The 15266-nt window shown below is 37.7% G+C and carries 12 protein-coding genes; 4 read left to right on the top strand and 8 right to left on the bottom strand.

The genetic code is table 11. The features are described 5' to 3' along the window. Positions 1–6 precede the first annotated feature (6 nt). The 5 genes from JO178_RS07290 to JO178_RS07270 form a co-directional block, all read right to left on the bottom strand. On the bottom strand, positions 7–222 hold the full coding sequence (locus tag JO178_RS07290) for a twin-arginine translocase TatA/TatE family subunit (protein ID WP_291933607.1): 216 nt from the start codon (positions 220–222) through the stop codon (positions 7–9). Between the two features lie 31 nt (positions 223–253). Then, positions 254–1816: a peptidoglycan DD-metalloendopeptidase family protein gene (locus JO178_RS07285; RefSeq protein ID WP_291933605.1), complete on the bottom strand. Its 1563-nt coding sequence runs from the start codon at positions 1814–1816 to the stop codon at positions 254–256. Then, positions 1813–2658 (bottom strand): DUF4292 domain-containing protein, encoded by an 846-nt coding sequence (locus tag JO178_RS07280; RefSeq protein ID WP_291933603.1) that lies wholly within the window; start codon positions 2656–2658, stop codon positions 1813–1815. Before JO178_RS07280 ends, JO178_RS07285 begins: the two co-directional genes overlap by 4 nt. Positions 2659–2765: 107 nt before the next feature. Continuing rightward, on the bottom strand, positions 2766–3782 hold the full coding sequence (locus JO178_RS07275) for a sugar phosphate nucleotidyltransferase (protein WP_291933600.1): 1017 nt from the start codon (positions 3780–3782) through the stop codon (positions 2766–2768). Between the two features lie 126 nt (positions 3783–3908). After that, complete coding sequence (locus JO178_RS07270; RefSeq protein WP_291933597.1) at positions 3909–5336, bottom strand: oligosaccharide flippase family protein; 1428 nt, start codon at positions 5334–5336, stop codon at positions 3909–3911. 162 nt (positions 5337–5498) lie between these two features. Between JO178_RS07270 and JO178_RS07265 the strand changes: the two genes are divergently transcribed. Further along, on the top strand, positions 5499–6836 hold the full coding sequence (locus JO178_RS07265) for a dihydroorotase (RefSeq protein WP_291933594.1): 1338 nt from the start codon (positions 5499–5501) through the stop codon (positions 6834–6836). An 81-nt stretch (positions 6837–6917) separates the two neighbouring features. On the opposite strand, the gene JO178_RS07260 is transcribed toward JO178_RS07265, so the two are convergent. Next, positions 6918–9215, bottom strand: a complete 2298-nt coding sequence (locus tag JO178_RS07260) for a GH92 family glycosyl hydrolase (RefSeq protein ID WP_291933591.1) — start codon at positions 9213–9215, stop codon at positions 6918–6920. Positions 9216–9340: 125 nt separating this feature from the next. On the opposite strand from JO178_RS07260, the gene JO178_RS07255 reads away from it, so the two are divergent. From JO178_RS07255 to JO178_RS07245, 3 genes are all read left to right on the top strand, one after another. Then, positions 9341–10222: an SDR family oxidoreductase gene (locus JO178_RS07255; protein WP_291933588.1), complete on the top strand. Its 882-nt coding sequence runs from the start codon at positions 9341–9343 to the stop codon at positions 10220–10222. A 76-nt stretch (positions 10223–10298) separates the two neighbouring features. Beyond that, positions 10299–12233: a M1 family metallopeptidase gene (locus JO178_RS07250; protein WP_291933585.1), complete on the top strand. Its 1935-nt coding sequence runs from the start codon at positions 10299–10301 to the stop codon at positions 12231–12233. A 94-nt stretch (positions 12234–12327) separates the two neighbouring features. Then, positions 12328–13155, top strand: coding sequence for an endonuclease/exonuclease/phosphatase family protein (locus JO178_RS07245; protein ID WP_291933582.1), 828 nt, complete (start codon positions 12328–12330; stop codon positions 13153–13155). A 2-nt stretch (positions 13156–13157) separates the two neighbouring features. Here the strand turns inward: JO178_RS07245 and JO178_RS07240 are convergent, their stop codons facing one another. Beyond that, positions 13158–13844 (bottom strand): response regulator transcription factor, encoded by a 687-nt coding sequence (locus JO178_RS07240; RefSeq protein ID WP_291933580.1) that lies wholly within the window; start codon positions 13842–13844, stop codon positions 13158–13160. Further along, entirely contained in the window at positions 13834–15156 is a 1323-nt protein-coding gene (locus tag JO178_RS07235; RefSeq protein WP_291933577.1) for a sensor histidine kinase, read from the bottom strand. The genes JO178_RS07240 and JO178_RS07235 overlap by 11 nt, the downstream gene beginning before the upstream one ends. Positions 15157–15266 lie beyond the last annotated feature (110 nt).

The following is a 15266-nucleotide window of genomic DNA, read 5'->3' as shown; positions in this document are numbered from 1 at the left end:
GGAATTTTAGTTGCTGGTAGAATTATTATTATTGGTAGAAGAAGTTTTATTTTCAGAACCTGGTTTGTCCTCTTCTTTTACTGCATCTTTAAATTCTTTGATTCCTGAACCGACTCCTCTCATTAATTCCGGAATTTTCTTTCCTCCAAATAGTAATACCAAAAGTACGGCTACGATAAGGATGTGTTGCCAAGATAAGGCAAGTATTGTTAGTGCATTCATCTCTTAAAATTTTTACAAAGTTACACTTTTTTTAATATGAAATCCAACCTAATGGATCAACTGGGGTACTTCCGTTCCATACTTGGAAGTCAAGGGTATAAGAACCGTCGAAGTCCTGGGCTACCGTACCTACAGGAGTTCCTGAAGAAACCTGTTGTCCTTTGGAAACACTCACACTTCCTAAGTTGGAATAAATTGTGAAATAACTTCCATGTTTTACAATAACGGTTTTTGTTCCGTCGTTGTTAGCCAGTACAGAAGATACTGATCCCGGGAATACCGATTTAGCACGTGTACCTGATGGTACAGAAATCTTAATACCGTTGTTTTCTTCAGTGATATTTTTGAAAACCGGGTGGGGCTGTCTTCCGAAACGGTGGGTAATCTGGCCTGCTCTGTCTGCAGGATAGCCAAGTCTTCCTCTGTTATCAGCAAAGCTGTTTCCGCTGGCAGTAGAAACACCATAGCTGGTCATTGCCTTAGCTTCTGCTGCTTTTTTCTCTTCTTCTTTTCTCTTATTTAATGCTGCTTCCGCTGCTTTGGCAGCAGCTAGTTTATCAGCAGCTTCTCTGGATCTTGCAGCCGCTTCATCGGATGCTTTTTTTGCAGCGACTCTTTTAGCTTCGTCCCTTGCATTCGCTTCAGCTCTGGCAGCTTCTTCATTACGCTTTCTTTCTTCTTCAGCTCTTTTTGCTGCTAATTCAGCTGCTTTTTTTGCTTCAGCTTCGGCCAGTCTTCTTTCTCTTTCCAGGGCCTCAGCACGAGCTTTGGCTTCAGCTTCAATTCTTGCTTTTTCTCTTTCGGCTGCAATTTTAGCTAAACGTATTTTTTCTGCTTCCGCTTTTTTTCTTGCTTCTTCTTCCGCTTTTGCGATTCTGATTTCTTCGGCAATAATAGCTCTGATCTGGCCCTCAAGGGCTTTGGATTGAACCTGTTTCTGTTTCAGCTCTGCAGTAAGCTTGGTTTCATTCTTTTTAAAATCGGCCACAAGCTGTTCTTTTTGTGCTCTTTCAGCATTAATGGTAGCCAGATCTTTCTGTTGGTTCACCAACAGATTTTCTTTCTCTTTTACAGAGTTTTGTCGTTGAGCAATTGTTTTTTTGATTTTATTAGCTGCATCAGTGATTTCGGCAGCTTTTTTATCCTGATAATCGGAGTATTGTTTCAAATACTGAACTCTTCGTATTGCTTCTCCTAAATTTTTAGAAGAAAGGATAAATGTTACTTTGTTCTGTACCCCTTTATTTTTATAAGCATTAACCAAAACCTCAGCATAATTTTTTCTTAATACAGCCAGTTCTTTGTTCTGACGATTGATTTCCAGCTGACGTAAATAGATATCATCTTCAATGAATCTTTTCTCTTTCTGGGTATTATTATAAACCTTTTCTCTTAATACTAATTTCTGGTTAACACTAGTAAGATAGGCTAAAGAAAGTTTAGATTCACTTCTGGTTTTGGCTAAATCTGAATTTATCTGTGTAATTTGTTTTTTAAGTTCGGCATTCTGCTTTTGCAGTTGTTCTTTATTCTGCTGTCCCTGGTGCAACCCGAACATCAGAATACCTATTAAAAAGCTAAATTTTTTAATCATTTAATCTCAATTTTCTTATAATTGGATGGTACAGAATAAGGTGTTTCCATCCTCGAAAAGTCAAATTTCGTATTTTCCATTAAGATTTGACTAGATTTTGAGCCTTTTATAATTATTTTAACATTTTTTGGAAGACGGATTCCGTTGTATTCATCCCAGTCGCTGTAAGAAATTTCCAGCTCGTCCGGAGATAAAACATCTTTCAGATTCACACTCAATAAATCATAATTGGTGTCGTATTGCAGGGTGATTTTATATTCTCTGTTTTTTTCATCGGTTACAATTTTCTGATTAACATTAGAGACCATTTTATATCCCTGTGCATTTTGAGTTAAAGAAAACTGAGAATCTGAGATCTTTACAAAAGTTCTTCCCATCAGTATTTTTTCAAGAGACTTATAGTCGATGAAATTAACGTTGAGTAAATTGTTGAGATAATCAAAATCTGAATCGATATAAGTTTTGTTTACTTTGTCCTGCCCCTTTATTCCCTCAGGGGTTGCAATACCACGGGCAACATTCAGGATGACCGCTCTTAGATTCATCCAGACTTTTTTATCATTTTCAATATAAATAGTGGCGTCAAGGGTAGGAATAAAGCTTCCGGTTTCTACCCGTACTTTGCTGTCGATTTTGATCTGATCAAATTTGGGAGGAATTACCACATGCTCATAAAAACTAAGCTTGTCTCTCACTGGTTCATTCACATCTTTTGGACCTTTATTGTTATCCGATTGGGTAATGCTGTCTTGTATATTTCCGGTGTCATTTTTAATGACATTTCGGGTTTTACAAGATGATAAGGCAAGAAGTAATACCAAGAATGGGATCCAATTTTTCATGTACTGATCTTTTTCAATTAAAAAAACGCTGCAATATTAACGCCAAACCACACAAAACATTTTGTGTGGCCTGGCTATATTATGTTTATTGATAATAATTTCTGATTTTATTTGGAGAGAAAATCTAAAACCGAATAATCTCCCAAAGAAATTTCTCTGGCTACTCCAAAATACTGGGCAGAGTTTCCGATCATCGAATTGGAAAGATTCCCGTGATTGATTCTGGTATTTTCCTGAATCAAGGAATTTTCGATATTGGAATTCACGATAATGGTATTGTTCCCTAAAGAAACGCCCGGTCCTACTTTTGAATTAGAAATTTTCACATTCTCACCGATAAAACATGGCGGAATGATCAATGAATTTTCAATAACCGAAGAAGCCGGATATATTGCCATTTCTTCTTTTTCATATTCAAGGATTTTACTGTTGGTTTCTACGGTAGCATTTTTATTTCCGCAGTCCATCCAGTCATTTACTTTTCCTAATGTGAATTTAGCTCCTTTAGATCTAAGGTTTTCCAATGCTGTTGTGAGCTGATATTCTCCACCGTTTTTAATATCATTATCCATGATATAATTGATTTCATCCATCAGTTTTTCAGCACTATTGAAGTAATAAATACCAATGATAGCGAGATCAGAAACAAAAGTCTGAGGTTTTTCAACAAAATCTGTAATAAATCCGTAGTTATCTAATTTTACGACTCCGAATGCAGATGGATCTTCTACACTTTTTACCCAGATTACTCCGTCTGAGTTTTTATCCAGTTGGAAATCTGCACGGAATAGAGTATCTGCAAATGCAATTACTACATCTCCCTGCATAGATTGCTCTGCGCATTTGATGGCATGAGCTGTTCCCAGAGGATCATTCTGGTAGTAGATGCTCCCTTTTGCTCCCAGTTTTTCAGCAATCTGAATAAGGGATCTTTCGATCTCAGGACCAAAATCACCAATGATAAAGGCTACTTCTTCAATATTCTCTCCTGCAACTTTAGCAATATCTTCCACCAATCTCTGTACAATAGGCTTCCCGGCAATAGGAATTAGAGGTTTTGGAACAGTCAGTGTATGGGGACGTAATCTGGAACCACGTCCAGCCATAGGAACAATAATTTTCATAAATTATATAAAAGATGTTTTGTTAGTTAGTTTTAATGTTTAAGATATCCCTAAGGGTAATGCTATCTCTTTAGTTTTTGTTTATATCTCTAACAGATTTGTTTAGTATCAAATTAAAGACCAAATTTAATTTTTCCTGACCCGTGACAGGATCATATCTTTCTCAGAATACATCAAAATTCCTGTAAAGATGAGAAATAAGGCGTTACTCATCAAAATATTATAATTGAAATATTTGACAATGATCAGACTGAATACCCCCAGCAATACCAGAAAGAAAGACATTTTTTTCATTCGGTAAGGAATAGGATAATATTTCTGTCCCAGAAGGTAAGATAGAATCATCATAATAAGATAAGCTCCGAAAGTAGCCCATGCAGAACCGATCATACTCTGGTAATATTTTAGAGCTAAAAGGTTGAAGGCAATATTGATTCCTGCTCCAAGCCATGAAATGAAAGTCCCGACGCTGGTTCTGTCTGTTACTTTATACCAGGTGGAAAAGTTATAATATATTCCGAAACAAAGATTGGCAATAACGATAATAGGGATGATATCAATAGCGATCCAATAGGATTTGTTGGGGATGAAAATAGCCTTCAACCATGAAATATTGGCAATAATTCCCAAAGCAACGACACAGGCAAAGAAAGCAAAATATTCTGCTACTTTAGCATAGGTCTTCTTCGCGCCACCTTTATCCATCTGTTTAAAAAAGAACGGCTCTATACCCATTCTGTAAGCTGTGACGAATAATGTCATCAGTACAGCGAGCTTATAACAGCCTCCATATGCCCCTGCTTCTTCATCTGAAATATAAATTTTTTGGATTGATTTATCGAAATTTTCATTCACCATAAAAGCAAGACCGGCGAGCATCAATGGGAATGAATAGCGAATCATACGACTAAACAGAGATACCACGAACTGAAATCTTACTTTTAATATAATAGGAAACAGTAATAAAAAACCTAACGCACTTCCTGCCAGATTGCTGAAGAACGGATAATCCACATTTTGGTGTAATCCAAAACTTCCGGATATATTTTGCGGGATCCAAAAAAATAATGCCGCCGTAAATACAGCCTGAAATATAGACTGGAGAACTCTTACTGCGGAATATTTTATAGGTTTATTATGGAAACGCAGCCACGCGAAAGGGATTACCAGTAAGTTGTCAAAAAAGGCAATTAAAGCAAACCATCTGATGTATTCAGGATTGTCATGATATCCCAGATAATCGGCAATAGGCTGGTTAAATAAATAACCCAATGCAAGGAAAACAGCTGATGTGGAAAATAAGAACCAGAATGAAGTATTAAAGGTTCTTTTCTCATTTCCTTCTTCTGCAGAAAACCTGAAATATGCTGTTTCAAAACCAAAAGAAAGGATAATGTTGACAAATGAAATCAATGCATAAAGCTGTGTGAAAATAGCAAAACCTTCATTCGGGATTTTATAGATCAACAGTGGATTAAGGATGAATAAAATAATTCTTGGTGCTATGGCTCCTGCTCCGTAGATGATGGTTTGTCCTAATAGTTTCTTGTACAAAGTCGAAATTTTTTACAAATGTAAAACTTTAAGTATTCGTTTGGTGATTTTAGAGTGAATTAAAACATAAAATCTTAATTTTGTGGTTATACTTGATTGATAAGAGTATGGTATTCTATATACAACTTCTTATTTCTCAAATCTAATCTCTAAAAAGTAAAAATGAAGACCCTAATCAAAAATGTAAAAATCGTAAATGAAGGACAAATTCTTGAACGCGATATTTTAATTGAAAATGATGTAATTGCTAAAATAGATGCTCCTATTTCTGATGAGGCAGACCAGATTATCGATGGTGAAGGAAAATATCTTTTACCAGGAGTCATTGATGATCAGGTACATTTCCGTGAACCGGGCCTTACCCATAAAGGAGATATTGAAAGTGAATCCCGTGCTGCTATAGCCGGTGGGACCACCAGTTTTATCGATCAGCCCAATACCGTTCCCAACGCGGTTACCCAGGAATTACTGGCTGATAAATATGAAATTGGTGCTCAGAAGGCCTACGCGAACTATGGTTTTATGATGGGGGGAACGAATGATAACCTTGAAGAAGTATTAAAGACCAATCCGAGAAATGTTCCGGGAATTAAGTTGTTCTTAGGATCATCGACAGGAAATATGCTGGTAGATAATCCGGAAACTCTGGAGAATATTTTCAGCAATACCAAAATGCTTATCGCCGTCCACTGTGAAGATGAAGCAACGATCAGAGCTAATACCCAGAAATATATGGATGAATACGGAGAAGATATTCCTGTAAAATTTCATCATCTGATCAGAAGTGAAGAGGCCTGCTATAAATCTTCCTCAAAGGCTATAGAACTGGCACAGAAAACAGGAGCAAGACTTCATGTATTCCATCTTTCCACCGCTAAAGAAATGGAGCTTTTCAGAAATGATATTCCCTTACAAGATAAAAAGATTACGGCAGAAGTATGTGTTCATCATCTGACATTTACCAATGAGGATTATGAAACAAAAGGCGGATTGATCAAATGGAATCCTGCGGTAAAAACACAAAAAGATAAAGACGCTCTTTGGGAAGCATTACTGGATGACCGGATTGACGTTATTGCCACTGACCATGCACCGCATACAGCAGAAGAAAAACAGAATGTATATACAAAATGCCCTTCAGGAGCTCCTTTGGTACAGCATTCACTGGTCGTAATGCTTGAAAACTACAGAAATGGAAAGATCTCTCTTGAAAGAATTGTTGAAAAGATGTGTCATAATCCGGCTATTCTTTTCAGAGTTGAGAAAAGAGGATTTGTAAGAGAGGGGTACAAGGCAGATTTGGTATTGGTAGATCTTAATGCAGACTGGACGGTTGCTAAAGAGAACCTTTTATACAAATGCGGATGGAGCCCATTGGAAGGAATGAATTTCCACTCCAAAGTTACCCATACTTTTGTCAACGGACATCTAGTTTATGATAACGGGAAAATTGCAGAAGGAAAATTCGGGGAGCGTTTGCTTTTTGAAGTTCAGGACTGATCAACCGAAAGACAGAAATGTAATAATGCAGAGCATGGGATAAAAATTACAAAAGCGGGCTAAAGCCCGCTTTTGTAATTTTTATCTTTTTGCTTTATTTCCCATATAAAAGGTAAGTTTTCCACCATTCATTATTTCACTATGTTTTAGCGTAAAGTTTTTAATTTCTTTTCCGTTTAAAAGGATTTTCTGAACATATACATTTTTCGGGCTCTGATTTATGGCTTCAATTTCAAAGGTTTTTCCGTTTTCCAGATTCAAAACAGCATGATCAACGGCCGGGCTTCCGATAGCATAGTCTTCCGATCCGGGAGCTACAGGATAAAATCCCAGTGAGCTCAGGATATACCAGGCGCTCATTTGCCCCGTATCGTCATTGCCACCCAATCCGTCAGGAGTGGCTTTATACTGCATTTCTAAAATATGTCGTATCTGTGCCTGTGTTTTCCAGGGTTGGCCGGCCCAGTTGTACAGATAGGCTACATGATGAGCAGGCTCATTCCCATGAACATATCCGCCGATGATTCCTTCTCTTGTAATATCTTCTGTATCTGCGAAAAATTCATCAGGTAAATGCATCGTAAATAATTCATCCAGCTTTGAAGCAAATTTTTTCTGGCCACCCATTGCTTTGATCAGCTCATTTGGATTTTGAGGAACAAAGAAACTGTAATTCCAGGAATTCCCTTCTATGAAACCCTGTCCGTGAGTGCTTAATACATCAAAGTCTTTTTTGAAACTTCCATCTGCCATCCGGGGTCTCATAAATCCAATGCTAGGATCAAAATTATTTTTCCAGTTTTCAGAACGCTTCATAAATTGATTGTAAATTTCCGTGTCCCCTACATGTTTGGCAAGCTGTGCAATGGCCCAGTCATCATAAGCATATTCTAAGGTATTGGAAACCGAAGTTCCGTTTTTCTCCGCAGGAATATACCCCAGATCAATATATTGTCCGATACCCTCATAGTTTCTTTTGTTAGCCGTTGCTATGCAGGCCTTTAATGCTTCTTTGGGATCACCGTCATAATTTCCTTTAATGACAGCATCTGCAACTACACTTACACTATGATATCCGCTCATACACCAGTTGTCATTGGCATAATGTGACCAGATCGGAAGCATTTTCATGGAAAACTGATCATAATGGGCCATCATTGATTGTACCATATCACGATTCCGTTTAGGCTGGATGATATTGAAAAACGGATGCAGTGCCCTGTACGTATCCCATAAAGAAAATGTAGTATAATTGGTAAAGCCTTCCGCTTTATGGGTATTCTGATCCAGGCCTTTGTACTCTCCATTAGTATCCATATAGGTAGTCGGATTGATGAAGGTATGGTACATGGCAGTATAGAAATTAGTTTTTTCAGTTTCAGATCCCTGGATAATAATCTTGTTTAATTCCTTATTCCAGTTTTCACGGGCTAAATTTCTCACCTGATCAAAGTTTAAGTTTCCGGTTTCCTTTTCCAGGTTCTCCAATGCATTAGCCTGGCTTACAGGGGAAATAGCAAGTTTAACTTCAATGGGCTCATTTTCATTGGTATCGAAATCAAAATACATCTTCAGATTTTTTCCGGCGATCTCCGGGAAGTTTTCATTCTGGTTGAATTTTCTCCAAAACCCTTTATACACCTGTGTTCCGTCATAATTTTTCTGGCCATAAGATTTAAAAGATTTTGAAAACTTTAAGGCAAAGTAAACCGTTCGGGTTCTTGCCCATCCGTTGGTCTGGCGATACCCGGTAATGGTATTTCCATTTTCTGCCCGGGCGTAAGTCCATACATTCTTACCCTCATAATTATAAATTCCTGCCATCAGATCCAGAATAATATGTGCTTGGTCAGATTTTGGAAATGTATAGCGGTGAACGCCCACTCTTGTGGTGGCTGTTAATTCTGCAAGAATATTATAGTCATCAAGTTTTACCTGATAATATCCGGCTTCCGCCTTTTCATTCTGATGGGAAAACCGGCTTCTGTATCCCTTTTCAGGATGAGATGCTGTTCCAGGGTTCAATTGGAGCTTCCCGGTAGTAGGCATGATGAGGAAATCACCCAAATCAGAATGACCTGTTCCGCTGAAATGAGTGGAACTGAATCCTGTTATTGTTTTATCTTCATACCGGTAACCGGCACAGTATTTATAGACTTCACCATTGTATTTTCCGTTGAGTTCATACGAAATCGTATCTGTTTCAGGACTTAGCTGCACCGCTCCGAAAGGAAGAGTGGCACCGGGATAGGTATGTCCCATTTTTTCAGTTCCGATTAAAGGATTTACATACTGATAGAGTTTTTCAAACTTCTGGGCAGAAAGCGATGAAGTAAATGATACTAATAACAGAAAAATAGCAGTTCCCGGATTTCTCATAAATGAATGTATTATTAAGGGATAAAATTAAATAAAAAACAAAGAATATTATTTATGGCATTATTTATAAATTTAATTTGAAGACAATCCGTTCAATATTTATTAATTTTAGAAAAATATTTCATATGAATTTATATACACAGCCAATGTTGCGCGAAGGTGCACTGAAAGATAAAGTAGCCATTGTAACAGGAGGGGGAAGCGGTCTTGGAAAAGCCATGACTAAATATTTTCTTGAACTGGGAGCTCAAGTAGTCATCACTTCCAGAAATCTTGAAAAACTTCAGGGAACTGCTAAAGAACTCGAGGAAGAAACAGGAGGTAAAGTGCTTTGTGTTGCCTGTGACGTTAGAAACTGGGATGAAGTGGAAGCGATGAAAGAAGCTGCTTTAAAAGAATTCGGAAAAATTGATATCCTTCTTAATAACGCTGCCGGAAACTTTATTTCTCCAACAGAAAAGTTGACTCATTCTGCATTTGATTCTATTTTAGATATTGTTTTAAAGGGAACAAAAAACTGTACACTTTCTATAGGAAAACACTGGATTGATGCTAAAACTCCGGGAACTGTTCTGAATATTGTAACCACTTATGCATGGACTGGTTCTGCCTATGTAGTTCCATCAGCGTGTGCAAAAGCTGGAGTTTTGGCAATGACAAGATCTCTTGCAGTAGAATGGGCTAAATACGGAATCCGCTTTAATGCTATTGCGCCGGGGCCTTTCCCTACAAAAGGAGCCTGGGACAGATTGTTACCTGGTGACCTGCAGGAAAAATTTGATATGAAGAAAAAAGTGCCGTTGAGAAGAGTAGGAGAACATCAGGAGCTGGCTAATCTTGCAGCATATCTGGTTTCAGACTATTCTGCATATATGAATGGAGAAGTAGTGACTATCGATGGTGGAGAATGGCTCCAGGGAGCAGGTGAGTTTAATATGCTTGAAGCCATTCCGGGAGAAATGTGGGATGCACTGGAAGCGATGATCAAGGCAAAAAAATCGAATTAATTAAAATTATATAAAAAAACTCCCGGAACTGTAACAATTCCGGGAGTTTTTTTTACCTATCTATAAATTTTGTTATGTGAATTATAAACTTCCGACACTTGTTTCCGCGGTGACAGTATTTCTTTTTTGGGGAACTGTACAGGCACAGGAAACTCCAAAATATGATTATGTAGAAGCATTTAAACCGTTTTTTTATCCCCAGACCGGTACGGAAACGCGTTCGGCAAGCGGGCAGCCCGGTCATGCTTACTGGCAGAATTCAGCAGACTATAAACTGGATGCCAGTTTAAATGAAGATAAAAAGGAAATTACCGGAACGGCAGAAATTACTTATACCAATAACAGTCCGGATAAGCTGGGTTTTCTCTGGCTGCAGCTGGATCAGAATTTATTTGCAAAAGATTCCCGTGGGAACGCTGTTGTTCCATTGTCGGGAAGCAGAAACGGAGCGCATGGTGAAATGTTTTCGGGAGGGTATACCATTAAGTCGGTGAAAATTGACGGAAAAGTGGCTAAATATACTATTACGGATACAAGAATGCAGATTGATCTCTCTAAAGAATTAAAAGCAAAAGGAGGGATTGCTAAAATTACTATTGATTATTCTTTTGTTTCTCCGGAATATGGTTCGGACAGAATGGGGGTTCAGGAAACCAAAAATGGTAGAATCTTCACGATAGCACAATGGTATCCCAGAATGTGTGTGTATGATGACGTTATGGGATGGAATACTTTGCCTTATCTTGGAGCTTCTGAGTTTTATCTTGAATACGGGAATATTACCGCTAATATTACAGTGCCTTCCAGCCATTATGTAGTAGCATCCGGAGAATTGCTCAATGAGAAAGAGGTATACACTAAAGAAGAGATCAGCAGATGGAATCAGGCCAGAAATAGTGATAAAACAGTAATGATACGTCCTGAATCCGAAATTGGGAAAAATAAAGCATCCGGAACAAAAACCTGGAAGTTTAAAATTCTGCAGGCAAGAGATTTTGCCTGGGCATCGTCTTCAGGATTTATTGTGGATGCAGCAAAAATTAATCTGCCAGATGGTAAAAAATCGTTAGCTATTTCAGCGTATCCGGTTGAAAGTGCCGGAGATCAGGCGTGGGGAAGATCTACAGAATATACAAAAGCTGCCATTGAGCATTACTCGGATAAATGGTATGGTTATACGTATCCTGCTGCTACCAATGTGGCCGGAAATGAAGGCGGAATGGAATATCCGGGAATTGTCTTTTGTCATATGAACTCTAAAGGAGAAGATCTTTGGGGAGTAACGGATCATGAGTTCGGACATAACTGGTTTCCTATGATTGTAGGATCTAATGAAAGGCTGTTTGCCTGGATGGATGAGGGGTTTAATACTTTTATCAATGGCTTATCCACAGAAGCTTTTAATAAAGGAGAATACTATAGGAAACAAAATTTAGGACAGGCCGGAAATTTCTTATTAAGTGATAATTTTGAACCTGTTATGGTAGGCCCGGATAATATGAAGGAGACAAGTATCGGAGCATTGGCATATTTCAAGCCAGGTGCAGGTTTGTCTATTTTAAGAGAATCTATTTTAGGCCCGGAAAAATTTGATAAGGCATTCAGAATATATATTGATCGTTGGGCATTCAAACATCCTACACCATGGGATTTCTTCCATACTATGGAAAATGTTTCCGGAGAAGAACTGAACTGGTTCTGGAGAGGATGGTTTATGAATAAATGGAAAATCGATCAGGCAGTAAAGACTGTAAAATATGTCAACGGTGATTTCAAAAACGGAGCTCAGATTACTATTGAAAACATCGGTCAACTGCCTATGCCTACAATCGTTCAGATAAAATTCAAAGACGGAACCACGAAAACCGTGAAAATCCCTGTTGAGGTATGGAAAAGAAATAAAGAATGGACCTTTAAAACAGATTCCAATAAAGAAATCAATGAAGTAAAGCTGGATCCGGATTCAATGATCCCTGATGTCAATATGCTGAATAATAGCTGGACGAAATAACTGAAGAAAGAATAATTTAACATTATTATGATATCAACAGGACTTCTCTGTCGCGGAGAAGTCCTATTTTTGTCTCTGATTGATAAAATAGACTATGAATTTCAGATTTTCAATGGTGTGCCTGATGCTTTCCGTATTGGGATTTTCACAAGACCTTAAAGTAATGAGTTTTAATATCCGCCTTAATGTGGAATCGGATAAGGAAAATTCCTGGCCACAGAGAAAGCAGGACGTGGCAGATTTGCTGACCTACTATCATCCTGATTATTTTGGGGTTCAGGAGGCGCTTCCGGAACAGATGAAAGATATTAAAAACAGTTTGAAGAATTATAATTCTATCGGAGTGGGAAGAGATGACGGTAAGGAAAAAGGAGAGTTTTCTGCTATTTTTTATGACACCAACAGGCTTGAAGTTGTAAAGGCTGGAACATTCTGGCTGTCTGAAACACCGGAAAAACCTTCAAAAGGCTGGGATGCTGCATTGAACAGGATCTGTACCTATGCTGTATTTAAAGATAAAAAATCAAAAAAAGAGTTTCTGGCGATGAACCTTCATTTTGATCATATCGGAAATGTAGCAAGAGTGAAGTCATCGGAACTTATTCTGAAAAAAATTAAAGAGCTTAATCCTAAGAATCTTCCGGTAACACTAAGTGGAGACTTCAACCTTACAGAGGATTCCGAACCGATTCAAATTCTTTCTCAGCATATGAAAGATACTTTTTATCATTCGGACACCAAACATTATGGTCCCACGGGAACTTTTACCGGATTTAATGGTAATGAAATTCCAAAGGAGAGAATAGACTATATCTTTACTAACGGATTTAAGATAAAATCTCACAGACATATCAATGACAGAAGAGAAAATCTTCTGTATCCTTCCGATCATTTTCCGGTAATTACAGACTTGTCCTTTTAAGATCAGCTGTTAGGAAAATCAACTTCAAATCCAATTCCTCTGAGGGATTGGATTTTTATTTCAGGATCATGGCTGAAATACTTACGGAGCCTGCTGATAAAAACATCCAGACTTCTTCCGGTAAAATAATCGTTGGTGTCCCAAAGATTATCCAGGATATTGTCTCTTGTTATGGTCATGTGGTTGTGTTTCAGGAGATACAGGATGAGCTCCTGTTCACGGATGGTAAGGCGTGTATTTCCTAAAGGATGGGAAAGCAGAAGCTTGGTGGTATCCAGAGCATAATCTCCAACCTTTATATAGGTTTCGGTAGTGGCAGATAATGTTCTTTTGAGAATATTTTTTATTCTTAAAACCAATTCTTCAGGATCACAGGGTTTAGTGATATAATCATCGGCCCCTATTTTTAGTCCGGTGAGCCGGTCGATTTTCTGATTTTTGGCTGTCAGAAAAAGAAGCGGGAAATCTTTTTTTTCCTGAAGAACCATTTTCGCGAGAGAAAAGCCGTCAATATTAGGCATCATGATATCCAGAATACCTATCTGAAAAGTAAAATCGGAAGAAAGTAACGGGATAATGTGTTCAGGATTCTGAAACCAGGCTACCTCAAAATTTTCCAATTCAAGATACTGCTTCAGAATCATTCCGAAGTCGGGATCATCTTCTGCCAAAAGGATTTTAATTTTCATAAGGAATGACTATTTTAAATACGGTTCCTGTTTTAAGCTGGCTGGAAACTTCTATTTTACCCTGATATTTTGTAATTATTTTTTTTACAATATAAAGCCCAAGTCCAAGCCCTCTACTGTTGTGGATATTGTTGGTTTGTATTCTGTAAAATTTCTCAAAAATATTTTTTAATTCTTTATGCTCCATCCCTAATCCGTTATCGGAAATTTCAATGGTCAGATAGTCTGCAGAACTGGAAATGTCTATGTTGACTCCTGAAGAGCCATATTTTACACTGTTTTCGCAGAGGTTTTTCACAATGGTTTCCATGAGGTTTTTATGAAAAGGGAGTTCCCGTGATACCTTATTTTCAAAACTAAAGTCTGTCTCAGGATAAGTAAATGCCAGATCCTGTATGAAAAAATTCCAGTCTTCAGGTTGTATGTATCTGCTTTCTTCCTCTGTTTCATGCTGATGAAGCTGCAACATCAGACTTTCGAGGAGGAGAATCTGCCGGTCTATAAGAGGAAGTGTTTCAGGATTCCATTCTTTTTTCAATGTTTTTGAAGCTATTTTTAAAGTCGCAATAGGTGTTTTGAATTCATGTGATATATTGTCGACAACCGTATGAAGTACTTCTACTTGTTTTTGCTGTGTGATCAGATTTCTGATCGTGGAAATATAAAGAACAAACACTCCCGAAAGGAGGGCAATACAACAGATGATTAATAAAGCAAGTTCTTTAAAAACAAGAAATTTAATATTTGAAATTTCAAAGGCGGTCTGACTTCTGACGAAGAAAGTATCCCTTCTCTCCACTTCTTCATTGTCTCTATCGCGCCTCTTGGTAGATGAGGTTTCCCAGCTGCTGTTGCTGGAGATTTTAGGTGTTTTTACTTTTTCCCTGGTTTCAAAAATAACCATTGGTTGATCAATAAGCTTTGTACTGTCCGGAAGGTGGATTATTGAAGTATACTGAATCCTTGCAGAAATTTTATAGCCGTCTTTCTTAAGCCGTTCATTGATATAATGAGAAAGTTTTTTGCCTGCAGGAGCTTTGTTTTCTGTAAAAAGACGAACGAAATCCTTCTTATTTATCTCTTTATTATAATATCTGATAATGATTTTTTGCAGTGAATCATCTTTTATTTCCCGGAGAGCATGGGTATTCTCCGGCTCATCTGTAAACCTGTCAAGTCCGTCATTAACGGATCTGTAAATATCTCTTTCTTTTACCTGATAGGTTTTATACATAAAATATCCCTGTATTCCCAATAAGAGAAGGAATAGAATAGCGAATAAAGGGATGAGATATTTACTTCTGGCATTCATTGAAAACAAAGATAGAACTTTAGTTTTTTCCTAATAGGGATTAACTGATCATTAACCTTCCATTAACCGAATTTCTCTTTTCTAATATGGAATTTTGCACCGCAGGATGA

It is taken from the genome of Chryseobacterium sp. (assembly GCF_019236175.1).
Classification (GTDB): Bacteria; Bacteroidota; Bacteroidia; order Flavobacteriales; family Weeksellaceae; genus Chryseobacterium.
Note: the sequence above shows the minus strand (reverse complement) of the source record. Positions and strands in the feature narration are given on the sequence as shown.

Coding starts and splice junctions, on each gene's coding strand:
- JO178_RS07245 (WP_291933582.1), top strand. CDS start 12,328: ATGAATTTCAGATTTTCAATGGTGTGCCTGATGCTTTCCGTATTGGGA.
- JO178_RS07255 (WP_291933588.1), top strand. CDS start 9,341: ATGAATTTATATACACAGCCAATGTTGCGCGAAGGTGCACTGAAAGAT.
- JO178_RS07290 (WP_291933607.1), bottom strand. CDS start 222: ATGAATGCACTAACAATACTTGCCTTATCTTGGCAACACATCCTTATC.
- JO178_RS07240 (WP_291933580.1), bottom strand. CDS start 13,844: ATGAAAATTAAAATCCTTTTGGCAGAAGATGATCCCGACTTCGGAATG.
- JO178_RS07285 (WP_291933605.1), bottom strand. CDS start 1,816: ATGATTAAAAAATTTAGCTTTTTAATAGGTATTCTGATGTTCGGGTTG.
- JO178_RS07275 (WP_291933600.1), bottom strand. CDS start 3,782: ATGAAAATTATTGTTCCTATGGCTGGACGTGGTTCCAGATTACGTCCC.
- JO178_RS07265 (WP_291933594.1), top strand. CDS start 5,499: ATGAAGACCCTAATCAAAAATGTAAAAATCGTAAATGAAGGACAAATT.
- JO178_RS07260 (WP_291933591.1), bottom strand. CDS start 9,215: ATGAGAAATCCGGGAACTGCTATTTTTCTGTTATTAGTATCATTTACT.
- JO178_RS07280 (WP_291933603.1), bottom strand. CDS start 2,658: ATGAAAAATTGGATCCCATTCTTGGTATTACTTCTTGCCTTATCATCT.
- JO178_RS07235 (WP_291933577.1), bottom strand. CDS start 15,156: ATGAATGCCAGAAGTAAATATCTCATCCCTTTATTCGCTATTCTATTC.